10 protein-coding genes and 1 other RNA gene are annotated in these 13,210 nt (G+C 46.4%); 8 read left to right on the forward strand and 3 right to left on the reverse strand.

The window, feature by feature from the left end; all coding sequences use genetic code 11:
* The first annotated feature begins 34 nt into the window (after positions 1-34).
* From corA to QUA47_RS01195, 4 genes are all read left to right on the forward strand, one after another.
* Positions 35-1,213, forward strand: coding sequence for a magnesium/cobalt transporter CorA (gene corA, locus QUA47_RS01180; RefSeq protein ID WP_333429384.1), 1,179 nt, complete (start codon positions 35-37; stop codon positions 1,211-1,213).
* Positions 1,214-1,531: 318 nt separating this feature from the next.
* An RNA gene (rnpB, locus tag QUA47_RS01185) (RNase P RNA component class A) lies at positions 1,532-1,958 on the forward strand.
* A gap of 287 nt (positions 1,959-2,245) precedes the next feature.
* On the forward strand, positions 2,246-2,953 hold the full coding sequence (gene rnc, locus QUA47_RS01190) for a ribonuclease III (protein WP_333284586.1): 708 nt from the start codon (positions 2,246-2,248) through the stop codon (positions 2,951-2,953).
* A 178-nt stretch (positions 2,954-3,131) separates the two neighbouring features.
* Positions 3,132-4,283, forward strand: coding sequence for a Gfo/Idh/MocA family oxidoreductase (locus QUA47_RS01195; protein WP_333429385.1), 1,152 nt, complete (start codon positions 3,132-3,134; stop codon positions 4,281-4,283).
* 31 nt (positions 4,284-4,314) lie between these two features.
* Here the strand turns inward: QUA47_RS01195 and QUA47_RS01200 are convergent, their stop codons facing one another.
* A complete protein-coding gene (locus QUA47_RS01200; protein WP_333429386.1) occupies positions 4,315-6,360 on the reverse strand; it encodes an ATP-binding protein in 2,046 nt (681 codons plus the stop codon).
* A 667-nt stretch (positions 6,361-7,027) separates the two neighbouring features.
* Here QUA47_RS01200 and QUA47_RS01205 point away from each other — a divergent pair.
* Together QUA47_RS01205 and QUA47_RS01210 are read left to right on the forward strand one after the other, a co-directional pair.
* On the forward strand, positions 7,028-7,687 hold the full coding sequence (locus QUA47_RS01205) for a class I SAM-dependent methyltransferase (protein WP_333429387.1): 660 nt from the start codon (positions 7,028-7,030) through the stop codon (positions 7,685-7,687).
* Positions 7,688-7,794: 107 nt separating this feature from the next.
* Positions 7,795-8,058: a hypothetical protein gene (locus QUA47_RS01210; RefSeq protein ID WP_333429388.1), complete on the forward strand. Its 264-nt coding sequence runs from the start codon at positions 7,795-7,797 to the stop codon at positions 8,056-8,058.
* A 14-nt stretch (positions 8,059-8,072) separates the two neighbouring features.
* Here the strand turns inward: QUA47_RS01210 and QUA47_RS01215 are convergent, their stop codons facing one another.
* Positions 8,073-8,327, reverse strand: a complete 255-nt coding sequence (locus QUA47_RS01215; protein WP_242728929.1) for a hypothetical protein — start codon at positions 8,325-8,327, stop codon at positions 8,073-8,075.
* A 211-nt stretch (positions 8,328-8,538) separates the two neighbouring features.
* On the opposite strand from QUA47_RS01215, the gene QUA47_RS01220 reads away from it, so the two are divergent.
* Complete coding sequence (locus QUA47_RS01220; RefSeq protein ID WP_050813024.1) at positions 8,539-8,796, forward strand: DUF2811 domain-containing protein; 258 nt, start codon at positions 8,539-8,541, stop codon at positions 8,794-8,796.
* Between the two features lie 309 nt (positions 8,797-9,105).
* Here QUA47_RS01220 and groL read toward each other — a convergent pair whose 3' ends face one another.
* Positions 9,106-10,800 carry a chaperonin GroEL gene (gene groL, locus QUA47_RS01225; protein WP_333217658.1) on the reverse strand — a complete coding sequence of 565 codons (1,695 nt, stop codon included), beginning with the start codon at positions 10,798-10,800 and terminating at the stop codon, positions 9,106-9,108.
* Positions 10,801-11,345: 545 nt separating this feature from the next.
* On the opposite strand from groL, the gene QUA47_RS01230 reads away from it, so the two are divergent.
* Positions 11,346-13,094, forward strand: a complete 1,749-nt coding sequence (locus QUA47_RS01230) for an ABC transporter ATP-binding protein (RefSeq protein WP_333429389.1) — start codon at positions 11,346-11,348, stop codon at positions 13,092-13,094.
* Positions 13,095-13,210 lie beyond the last annotated feature (116 nt).

Here is a 13,210-nt window from a genome sequence, read left to right on the forward strand (position 1 = left end):
CTAATTAAAGTTTCTAAAAGTCAGGAATATTAGCATGGTATACAAAAGCATACATACTTCTAGTGCCGTTGCAAAACAAATTCAAGAAGATGATGATGATGATTCCTATGTTGACTATTTTTACGACGATCCGGGGGCTCCGCCGGGAACTCTCGACTTAGAACCAGATGCGCCGCCTCCGGAGATTGTATTAATTGACTATTGCGAAACAGCCGCAACTCGCGCCAAATTGGCAAATCCTCACAAAGCTGCTGCGTATTTAGATACAGCATCTGTTTCTTGGGTTGATATGTTGGGATTGGGAAACAAAGAAACTTGGCGGCAAATGGGCGAAGTGTTTAATTTACACTTAATGGCTCAGGAAGATGTAGTTAATGTTCCCCAGCGACCGAAAGTAGTAGACTATGAAGAACACATTTTAATCATTGCTTGGATGGTGATGCTCCATCCAGAACTAGATACTTTTCATAAAGAACAAGTAAGTTTGATTTTGGGCAAGCATTACCTGTTAACTGTTCAGGAAGAACCGGACTATGATTGTTTTGAACCAGTGCGCGAGCGCATTCGTAAAGGACAAGGAATAATTCGCAAACACGGAGCTGATTATCTGGCTTATACTCTGTTAGATTCGATTATAGATGGATTCTTCCCTGTATTAGAAGTTTACGGAGAGCGCATTGAAGAATTAGAGGATGAAGTGGTGCTGAACCCTACCCGCAAAACCCTGGAAAAAATCTATAAAATCCGGCGAGAATTGCTGACTCTGCGCCGCGCCATTTGGCCGCAGCGGGATGCAATTAATGTTTTGATTCGAGATAGCAGTGATTTGATTAGTCCCGAGGTGCGAATTTACCTGCGCGATTGTTACGATCACACGGTGCAGGTGATGGATATGGTCGAAACCTATCGAGAGTTGTCTTCGGGTTTGATGGATGTTTACTTGTCTTCGGTTGGTAATAAAATGAATGAAATCATGAAGTTGCTGACGGTGATTTCGAGTATCTTTATTCCTCTAACTTTTGTGGCGGGAGTATACGGGATGAATTTCAATACAGAGACATCTCCCTGGAATATGCCGGAACTGAACTGGTATTTTGGCTATCCGCTTTGTTGGGCAATTATGCTAGGGATCGCCTCTGGTTTAGTTTACTTCTTCTGGAGACGCGGCTGGTTTGATAATTTTTCTACTGTGAAAGAGGACTCATTAAAGTAACCGAATGGAAGATTTGAGATTGGGGATTGAAGATTGAATAATTAAAAATTATGTGAGGTAAAAAGGTTTCGTACCCCTAGTTGAATCCGTGCCATAAATCCTTGCATGAGAATTCCCAACTTTTCAGCCCCCTGATTCATCCGTGAGGCAATTTAAGGGGAGTTGCATGGAAATTTAATTGTTGGGCGGGCTTTCGGGCCTACCGTACAAGAGTTTGAATAAACACAAATGTCCAAATTAAGTCGGCGACAAGTTAAAATCTTCAATCTCAAATCTTAAATTGATTGACGAACGATCGCGTACAATAAATCTGGGGAAAAAGTAGGCGCAGGCGGTTGCGGATGAGCGAAAGCTTGTCTGAGGAAAGTCCGGGCTCCCGAAAAACCAAACTTGCTGGGTAACGCCCAGTGCGAGCGATCGTGAGGATAGTGCCACAGAAAGATACCGCCCCCCGATTTGAGATTTGAGATTTGAGATTGAATCAAAAATCAAGCATCGAAAATCGCAAAGTGTTAGGGGGTAAGGGTGCAAAGGTGCGGTAAGAGCGCACCAGCAGCATCGAGAGGTGCTGGCTCGGTAAACCCCAGTTGGGAGCAAGGTCGGAGGGACTATGGTTGGTTTTTTACCAGTTCCGTTTTTTGGTACCGCTTGAGGCGTCTGGTAACAGGCGCCCCAGATAGATAACTGCCCTCGAAAACTGCTTGCAGTTGAGAGAACAGAACCCGGCTTATGTCCGACTTTTTCCCCCCCATTTAATTAAAATTACCGCTTGGGAATAAGGTCAACAAATCCTTTCAACCTGTTTTTTGTTGGGAACGGTGTGCACTGCACACCCGGAGGAAGATTTGGGGTAAGGTGCACCAGAATCACCCGGATCAATATTTATTTTTTTAAGGAAAAAGTTATTAAGATGGATCTGATACCTGTAAAAAAAAATGCAACTTTTGACAAGTTCTCAACCCAGATAGTCATCCGTCATTCCCAAATTTAAAATTTAAAATCTAAAATCTAAAATCTAAAATCTAAAATGGTATGATTTATCCGGGTCGCCAAAAGCAACTTGAAACATTAATTCAAAAATTGGGACTGACGAAGGATGCTTCGATAAAATGGCATCTCCTGGATTTAGCTTTGACTCATGCGAGCGCGTCAGCTAAGGCAAATTACGAGCAACTAGAGTTTGTCGGGGATGCAGTTGTGCGGCTGGCGGCGTCGGAATTGTTGTTTGAGATTTATCCTGACTGTACAGTGGGGGAATTTGCTGCTATTCGATCGATCTTGGTGAGCGATCGCATTCTTGCTAAAATCGCTGAAAGTTACGGGTTCGATCGCTATTTAATTGTTTCCAGCAGTGCCGCCTCAGACAAAACAGGCGCTGAACCCCGACTGGCAGATGCTTTGGAAGCGGTACTGGCTGCGCTTTATTTGAGTACCCAGACGTTAGAATTAATTCGCCCTTGGCTAGATTCTCACTTTCAACGCCTAGCGGCGGAAATCCGCAGCGATCCTGCCCGCCAAAACTACAAAGCTGCTCTCCAAGAGTTGACTCAAGGCAAATACAAAACTTTGCCCAAATATAGCGTCCAAGAAACCGGGACAGTGCAGGGCGGGGAAGATCGTTTTACCGCAGAAGTTCTCATTCAGGGAAAGTTGGTAGCAGAGGGAAAAGGTCGATCGATCAAAGCGGCCGAACAAGCAGCGGCTCAGGCAGCTTTCAATAAATTAGTTGATAGTCAGTAGTTAGTTGACTGTTGAGTGGTTTTATCAGTTATTTGTTATTTGTTAGCTGCCACCAATAACCAATAACCAATAACTACTGCCAACCGTCACCAGTCAACAGTGATTTTTTTGAATTAAAACATAGATAATAATAACAAAATCTGCTATAATTACTGTGCGATTTTTTAAATTATTATCAATGAAAATCGGAATAGCTGTATTGGGGGCAGGCCGCTGGGGAGTTAACCTAATTCGCAACTTTCTCGAACATCCCAACAGCCAAGTTTTAGCGGTGGTAGACCAGAATCGAGATTCATTGGTGGCTGTTCAAAAACAGTTTAATCTCGATGCCTCGGTGATTCTAGCTACCGATTGGTCTCAAGTGCAAGCCTTGGCAGGACTGCAAGCTGTGGCGATCGCTACTCCAGCTTCCACACACTACACCCTCGCAGCAGCAGCGCTGAAACAAGGCTACCACGTCTTAGCAGAAAAACCCCTCGCCCTCAACCTCACTGAAGCAATAGAACTCTGTCAATTAGCCGAAAAACAGCAGCGACAACTCTTCGTTGACCACACTTATCTGTTTCATCCAGCAGTCGATCGAGGTCAAAGAATTATTCAACAGCATCAACTCGGAAAATTGCGCTACGGTTACGCCCAGCGCACCCATTTTAAACCGGTGCGCCATGACGTTGATGCCCTTTGGGACTTGGCTATTCACGATATCGCTATTTTCAATACTTGGCTGGAACAAACGCCAATTGAAGTAAGGGCGATGGGCACTGTGTTTCCGAAGGAATCAGGGAAAGGGAAGAAGGAATCAGGAATAAATAAAGAAGCAGCAGAAATTGAAAATCAATTGGCTCCTTCACTGCTGACTACTAATCCGGCAGAAAAACTAGCAGATTTAGTTTGGGTAACGCTCACCTATCCCGACGGATTTCAAGCATTTATTCACCTGTGCTGGCTAAATCCCGACAAACAACGGCGCTTAACAGTTGTTGGCAGTTTGGGAACCTTGATTTTTGATGAAATGTTGCCAGAAACTCCCCTGATTTTGCAGCGCGGCCCTTCAGATTACCGGGGCGAAGAGAATAACTCTTTTGAAAGTGCGTTAGCGAAGCCCTCGAAGAGGATCGCGCCGCAGCCAACAAGCATCAGACACCGCGAAGTGTTGAGTTTAGAACAAGTAGAACCGCTGAGGCGAGTGTGCGATCGCTTCCTCAACTGCGTCCAAACAAATACCCCCTGTCTTACCTCTTCGGGCGCGGCTTCCGTCGAATTAATCCGCATTCTCAGCACTTTGAGCAAATCCCTCGAACTCGGGGGACAGCCCCTAATACCATTTTAGATTTTAGATTTTAGATTGGGAAAATCACTCCTCAACTTTTGAAATTTCCCTTTTCCGTTACTAAGTCCGGGCTCTGAAAATAAAAACTTGACTGCTGATTGACAGGCAAAGAAATCATCACTGTAGTACCTTGATTCACGCCCGCGCTGTGCAGGGTAATGCTTCCAATCATAGATTCCATTATCCTTCGCGAGATAGCCAAGCCCAAACCGTTACCGCCAAACTTGCGAGTTGTAGAACCATCAGCCATCACAAAAGGTTGAAACAATTTCTGCTGGTGCTCGGGATCAATACCAATTCCCGTATCTTTAATTGTCACCACCACCCAATCGCTTTGACCGCTGGGACCCGTCGTACTGTCAGCACTGCCGTTAAAACTACCAGAATTAGTCCTCGATTCTAGCCGCACAGATATATTAATGCTGCCGGACTCTGTAAACTTAACGGCATTGCTTAACACGTTTAAAAACACCTGTTTTAGCTTCTCGGGATCGGCATGAACAATAATCGGATCGTGAGGCTCTGGCAAACTTAACTTCAAGCCTTTTTCCTCAATTTGAGTCGCTTGCAAATCAATCGCGTCTTCAAGTACCTGAGTAATGTCAACTACTTCTAAGATCATCGAGAACGTGCCGGATTCTATTTTAGCAATGTCCAAAATATCATTAATAATATTGAGCAATTGCATTGACGAATCGTGGGCCCGTTGTAAAAATTCCATTTCTTCATCTCGGTCATCGCAGTAGCCGTCCCGCACAATTTGAATAAAACCAATAATCCCGTTAAGTGGCGTTCTCAATTCGTGAGAAATATTCCCCAAAAATTCATTTTTTAATTGATTGGCAACTTGCGCTTCTTTGGTTGCGACTTCCAATTCTCGGGCCCAGGATCTGAGGCGCTGCACCATGCTGTTGAGTGCTTCTGATAGTTGATTAAATTCCCTAATTTGGAAATCTTGGGGCACTGTCTGCGACACTTCCGTATCTACTTTCATCGCGTAGTCTCTCAGTTTTTCCACAGGACGCGCCAAGTCGCGAGACAGATATAAAGTCGCGATGATACTAGCAGCAACCAAACCTACAATTAAATTAAATAAAACTTGCTGAATTTCTTCCAAACCAGACAGAGCGTAATCTAAACGAGAGACAGCTAAAATAATCCACTTGCTGTTCTCCTGTTTAGTTGAAGGACTCGGGATAGCAGCGTATCCTGCTAGCAACTCTACACCATTTCTTTCAAAGGAAAATAGATGGAGAAAATCTTTTCCGCCTGCGATCGCCCTTCGGACAATACTTTTTAGTCGAGCGGCATCTGCCTCTTGGTCGATATTGCGGCCCACGCGGTTGATATTCGGGTGCGCCAAAATCGTCCCATCTTGGTCGATCGCCACCGTATAGCCGGCTAAAGAACCTTTGGGAGCGCTGGTTTGCACCGGCAAGGCCGACTGCAAACTCAAAGCATAACTCAACTGCACGGTATTGCCCCGACGAATGTAAACAGGAGCGCTCAACACCAAACTCGCTTGGGTATCGCGGCCTTCTTTACCCGCCTCTGGAAAATCCTCAGCCCCCAAAGCCCCCTTCCGATCGTTTGCTGTCCCCTGTCGCTGCTGAGGTAAGGACAGACTGATGTAAACGCTCTTGTCGTCCAGCAGCGTTTGCTGCTGCTGTACGGGCGGCCAAAATTTTGCCGGCAGCGACTGAATCGGCTGCTGCCCGCAAGTGCTTGCTATCACTTGATTTGTCTTTAAATTAGTCAATTGCAAGCAATCAACCTGCGCTGGCAACCGCTGCCCTAATTGCGCGATAAACTTTTGATAATCCTTCGGATTTACAGACTGCAACATCGAGCTTTCCGAAGCGCCGATCAGATTCGACTTCAGCGATTTCGCCCACTGGTCAATAGTTTCTGCTTTTCTGGCTGCACTTTCTGTCAAGTTTAGACGAGCAGTTTCCAGAAGCGTCGAGCGTGCCTTGCGATAGGTAACATACTCCCCCACCAGTAGAACCGGTACGCTGAGCAACAAAATCCGCGACAGTAAAATACGGCGAAAGGAGGATTGACCTAACTTAACCATAGGAAATATCTAAATTAAGGTGCAACACCCAACAGCGACCATTAAAGTGAAATAAACCAGACCGAAAGCCTGAATCTGTCTAGGGAGCTCTGCTGCCGGGACCACACAGCTTCAGAACAACATTTAAACACAATTATAGAAGCCACTGTAGTAATCTCGATTCTAAGTGTGTGGACCCAAATATGCTCAGCAATTTGTTTCGCAAATGCCTGTGATTTCGGTCACACTTCCCTTCTCAATTCTCGGAGCGACTGGCACCTCATCGCCCAGGGGCCAATTTTTCAGGCTGCAAAAAAGCCTCGGGTGGACATACCGCAGTTGCTTGAAGCTAGAATCGCATGGATGCACTCTTGGATCAAAATTAACGGGCAAAAAGTTCTGTCTCCGGCTAGTGCACAGAGAGAATTATGCTCGATCGGACTTTTTCTTTCCGAATGCCTTCGAGAGATGGGCCAGAGATGGGCGATGCAAGATTTTGCACCCTGTCAAAGATTTCTTTTGGCATCCGATTGATTCGGTGACAATAATTCACCTGTCAAACAAAAAGAATGAGACAATCGAGCTGCCGATCAACTCTGACAACCCTAATGTGGGGAACCTTGGCTCAAACAGTGCACCCACGCTCCGTAAATTCGCGGTCTCGGCAATAATCTCCATAGCTTAATCGATGAAAAAAAACTTTACCAATTATACGTATTATTACACAAACAACCGTCCGAGATATCATCACGCTTATTTGATATCTCCCCTTTTAGAAATGCTGGCGACACTTCAGCAGACCAGCAAGACAAAACTCCGAGTTTTGGATCTCGGCTGTGGCAATGGCAGCCTCAGTCACGTTATCGCAGAGCACGGCTGCGAAGTTGTCGGCGTTGACACTTCTGCGCCCGGAATTGCCATCTCTCGTCAAAGTTTCCCGGAGTGTCAGTTTATCCAAGCAGATATTTACGACCTCCCAGATACCGATATTCTGAACTCATTTGATGTTGTCTTAGCTATTGAAGTAATCGAACACTTGCTTTATCCTAAAGAACTAGCCAAAACTGCCAAAAAATGCCTCGCTCCGGGAGGAAGACTAATTATTTCCACACCCTATCACGGCTATTTAAAAAATCTGGCTTTAGCGGTTTCCGGCAAACTAGATAAACATTTTACCGTTCTTTGGGATAACGGTCACATTAAATTTTTTTCAGTAGAGACGCTGACCAAGTTATTAACATCTGAAGGATACAGCGACATAAAATTTAAATTTGCTGGTCGGTGTCCCTATCTTTGGAAATCAATGTTATGCTCTAGTACGTTCTCGCCACAAGCGGAGAAATTATGAGTTTTGATTAGTTGTGATTTTTCAGCCAATTAATTTTTCTGAATAAACGACCAGCCCTGATGAAAAGTAAAAGATAACTTTTATGGTGAAATGGTGAAACAAATAAAATGACTGTTGGCATTTGGATATTAGGCGATCGACTTTGGCAGAACCAAGCTGCTATCAACCGCACAGATGATAAATCTTCCCTACTGGGATTTCCTAGCGCGCCACCGCGACCAACTTCAGTCGATCCGTCGCATGAGCTTTCTCCTAGCCAATCTCGACAAAAGGCCGCCGGCAGAATTGGCAACCATCCGCCAAAAAGCGGCAGAGTGGCACTTAGGAAGTCATTAGTCAGTAGTCAGCAGTCAGCAGTCAGCAGTCAGTAGTCATTAATCATTTGTTATTTGCTACCCATGCCCCATGCCCCATGCCCCATGCCCCATGCCCCATGCCCTTTGCAATTCTTATTTTTTCCCTGACTTTTCCCTAAACATTCCACAGCGTTTCCCCAGGCAAGTCTGAGGTTTTCCACAGATTCGACAAAGTTTTCCACAGAAATTAACGGCACGGTAGCATCTTGCTGCGGAATTGGGGATTTCCTTAACTTGCTGCCCAATCCCTCATAAACCGCCCAACACATAAAGATATGTAACAAAAACTGCCCTGAAAAGCTGATTCTTTGGTAAACCTTTTTTTTATATAAAGGACTTTGTAATATTTCGCAACATTGACAAACCCACCCCCTCATAGCGCACAATGATGCGACCGACCTAAAAAAAAGCGCTCTGATTTCGGCTGTGCCTGCACCTGTATCCGGCCGAAGGGGGGGTTCTGTTTTCAATTTATTAGCGAGACTAAAAAAAATGATGAACCCAACAGTCAGTATTTTTGCTGAAATTCCCGAAACGCTGCACGATTCTCTCAAAACTTACCTGGAAACCCATCCCGAATGGGATCTAGACCGAGTATTTTGCGCGGCCCTGTCGCTGTTTTTGTTGCAGAATGCCGATAGCGGTACGCCTGAAGCTTCGCGCAGTTATCGCCAAGCTGCGAGAGTTTATCTCGAAACTCTGTTTCAATCTCCTCAAGACTTGCACAGCAACAATGTAACTCCGTCGTCTTAAAGGATCGGGGGAGAGGGGGAGACGCGGTTTCTGGGAAAAATTTTAGTTGACCGAGAGGGCGCGCACTGCATAGGTGTCAACTTAAGCTTAAAATCCCTGAGAAATATCGCTTATAGCTTAATGCCGAGCCCCATTGCATCTCCGTTAAGAAGGGGACTTGGATAGCTTCTCCCCCCGGACTCTCAGGGGATGCCGGAGGGAGAAGCTGCCTTAATCGTCAAACAGTAGACGGGTAGTACATAAGACGCGCTTGTTTGCACCCACGGTGCTTATGGCGCACTCTACAGACTACAAACTAATGGCTGAAGACTACATCATGCCCATGCCGCCCATGCCGCCCATGCCGCCCATGCCGCCCATGCCGCCCATGCCGCCCATGCCGCCCATGCCGCCCATGTCGCCCATGTCGCCGCCGCCGGCTTTTTTCTTCTCGGGTTTTTCGACAATCACAGCTTCAGTGGTCAGCACCATACCAGCAATGGAACCGGCATTTTGCAAAGCCGATCGCACCACCTTAGCCGGGTCAATAATCCCGGCGGCAATCATATCTTCGTACACGTCGGTGAGTGCGTTGTAGCCAATGTTGAACTCGCTCGCCCGCACTCGCTCGATGACGATAGAACCTTCAACACCGGCATTATCAGCGATTTGACGCAATGGTGCTTCCAAAGCTTTCTTCACCAAGTCAGCGCCTACTTGTTCTTCGGCGTCTAAAGTATCTCTGATCGCATCTATTTTTGTAATCAGGTGAATTAGCGTCGTGCCACCTCCGGCAACGATACCTTCTTCCACAGCAGCTTTCGTAGCGTTCAAAGCGTCTTCAATACGCAGTTTACGGTCTTTGAGCTCGGTTTCGGTAGCTGCGCCGACTTTTATTACAGCGATGCCGCCGGCGAGTTTGGCGATGCGTTCGGTTAGCTTTTCCTTGTCGTAGTCGGAATCCGTCGCTTCTAGCTGCTTGCGGATTTGCTCGATCCGTTTTAGCACGTCAGCTTTGTGTTCTTCGCCAGCAACAATGATCGTGTTTTCTTTGTCGATCGTAATTTTGCGGGCGGTACCGAGCATTTCTAGGGTTGCGGTATCAATGCTGAGTCCGACTTCTTCAGAAATCAGTTGACCGCCGGTGAGCACGGCGATATCTTGAAGCATAGCTTTGCGCCGCTCCCCAAAACCAGGAGATTTCGTTGCTGCGATGTTCAATACGCCGCGGGCTTTGTTGACTACCAGAGTTGCCAAAGCTTCGCCTTCAATATCTTCGGCGATAATTAGCAGCGGTTGACCTGTGCGGGCGATTTTTTCGAGAACTGGAATTAGTTCTTGAATCGAGCTAATTTTTTTGTCGGTAATCAGGAGGCGAGCGTTTTCGTACTCAACTTCCATGCGGTCGGTGTTAGTGACGAAATACGGAGAAAGATATCCGCGATCGTACTGCATCCCTTCGACAACTTCCAATTCTGTCGTCAGAGATTTCGACTCTTCTACAGTAATTACGCCGTCTTTCGTGACTTTTTCCATTGCTTGGGCAATCATGGCGCCGACTTCTTCGTCGTTACCGGCGGAGACAGTAGCGACTTGAGCAATTGCAGCCCCTTCGACGGGTTTCGCCAATTTCTCGATTTCCAGCACCAAGTGGGCGATCGTTTTTTCAATACCCCGGCGCAGCGCGACTGGGTTCGCGCCCGCGGCTACATTCTTCAAACCTTCGCGAATCAGGGATTGAGCTAGAACCGTTGCGGTTGTTGTGCCGTCGCCTGCGATATCTTTAGTTTTGGAGGCGACTTCTTGAATTAAGCGAGCGCCGGCATTTTCCAGGGGGTCTTCGAGTTCGATCTCCCTAGCAACGGTGATACCGTCGTTAACGATTTGGGGAGCGCCGTATTTCTTTTCCAATAGGACGTTCCGGCCTTTCGGGCCCAAGGTGATGCGGACAGCATCGGCGAGTTGATTGACGCCGCGTTCTAGTGCCCGCCGAGATTTGTCGCTAAATGCAACTATTTTGGTCATGTTTGTCTCCAATCGCTTACATTAGCAAATTTAGCACTCTCTGAGGCTGAGTGCTAAGTCGATCGATTTTTGATTGTAGCGCGACTCAACGCTGGGGGGGATTGCGGGGGCGGATGGGAGTTTTGGGCGAGCTCGTTCCGGGTGGCTAAGGACAGGGCATTGCCGTGTCCCCACAGATCTCGTGTTCCCACAGATATAATGTGGTTTGTTACATATCGATATAATCAGGTTTTAGTTAATACCAAAACCCAATTTTGATGGCACGTTATCCCAAAGCAGAATTTTTATTAAAAATTTCTTAACTTGTGTTTGCGGTCATCTACCTTTCGATAGAGCTTCTTTTTTTTTCAAACTTCTACCTTCTATAGCAACCGCCAAAACTATTAGGACGTTCTTAATTGCTGAAAACGTGAGCTGAAGATTGCGCCTTCCTTCTTCCTTCTTCCTGACATCCGTTACATCCGTTACATCCGTTACATCCGTTACAAAATCCGTTGCCGAACCTTCTTCCTTTCCTCAATCAATCTCAAATTACGCACTAACAAATGGCTCGTTATTCTCGACTGCAAAAACTCGGCTCTTATATGCGCCCGCACTGGAAGCCAACATTCTGGGGCATTTTTTCGCTGTTAATTGTCAATGCTGTGGGCGTTTACATTCCCCTGCTGATTCGGAATTCAGTTGACACTCTCCAAGTTGCGACTAAATTTGACGAAGTTTTCAACTTCGTGGCACTAATTCTGATCCTCGCCTCAATTATGTGGGTAATTCGGATGGTGTCGCGGATTCTGCTGTTTGGCGTGGGGCGTCAAGTAGAATTTGACCTCAAACAGCAAATTTTTAACCATTTATTAACATTAGAACCGTCTTATTTTGCCGCCAATACGGTAGGAGATTTAATTAACCGCGCTACTTCCGATTTGGACAATATTCGGCGCTTGGTGGGGTTTGCGGTACTCAGTTTGGCGAATACGGCATTTGCTTATGCTTTGACTTTGCCGGTGATGTTGGGGATTAATGTAAGGCTGACGTTGTTTGCGATCGCCGTTTACCCTTTAATGCTGGTTTTGGTGCAGTTATTTAGCGACAAACTTCGCATCCAACAGTTAGCCGTGCAAGAGGAATTGTCGGCGATGAGCGATTTGATTCAGGAGGATATGAGCGGGATGTCCGTAATTAAAATATACGCTCAAGAAGAAAACGAACGCCGAGCTTTTCGCAATTCCAACGCACAGTTGCTATCAGCAAATTTGGAATTAGCAAAAACTAGAAACTTTATTTTTCCGCTGCTGGGCGGTTTGGCAAGTATCAGTTTGTTGGTGCTGCTTTCTGCTGGTGGCGGGGCAATTGCTAATGGTCAAATTAGCATTGGCGATTTTGTGGCGTTGCTGATTTATGTCGAGCGTTTGGTGTTTCCGACGGCCCTGTTGGGTTTCACGATTACTGCTTACCAGCGGGGAGAAGTGAGTGTCGATCGCATCGAATCAATTCTGACTGTGGAACCGCAAATTAAGGATGCTGCCGATGCAGGTGAACTGCCAACTCCAGTCAAAGGCGAAGTTGTGGCCCGCCATCTAAATTATACTTATCCCGGTGCTAAGACACCCGCGCTTAAAGATGTTGATTTTACCATAAAACCGGGAGAAACTGTCGCAATTGTCGGGGCGATCGGCTCGGGAAAATCAACTTTAGCTAATGCGCTGCCACGCTTACTCGATATCGATCCGGGTCAGTTATTTGTAGACGGACAGGATATTACCGAGGTAAAATTGACACAATTGCGCGGGGCGATCGCCTACGTTCCGCAAGAAAGTTTTCTGTTCGGCACTACCATCAAGAATAACATCCGCTACGGAAACCCTTTAGCGGAACAGCCGCAGATTGAAGCCGCGGCAAAACAAGCGCAAATTCACGCCGAAATCCTCAACTTTCCGCAGCAGTACAAAACAGTGGTCGGCGAGCGCGGCATTACTTTATCCGGCGGACAGCGGCAGCGGACGGCACTTGCTCGCGCTTTGTTAGTTGACGCCCCGGTGTTAATTTTGGATGACGCTCTCTCCAGCGTTGACAATCAAACTGCTACCGACATTTTGCGAAACTTGGCAACGGGAACCGATCGCAAAACGGTAATTTTTATCTCGCATCAAATGTCAGCGGCGGCTAGTGCCGATCGCATTTTTGTGATGGAGAGAGGAGAAATAGTTCAGAGTGGCACTCACATTGAATTGGTAGGGCAAACAGGGCTTTATCAGTATTTGTGGAACCAGCAAAAATTAGAGGAATTGCTGCATTGAAAAGTGACCGATACTTTGAGTTATCTAGAGTTAGACCCTAGATAAATAGGTAGGTGCAAATAAACTGGTGACGAGAAGGGCGGGGCTGGTCAGAATAAACTGGCTGCTAGTATAGC

It is taken from the genome of Microcoleus sp. MON2_D5 (genome assembly GCF_036701905.1).
In the GTDB taxonomy this organism is placed as follows: Bacteria; Cyanobacteriota; Cyanobacteriia; order Cyanobacteriales; family Microcoleaceae; genus Microcoleus.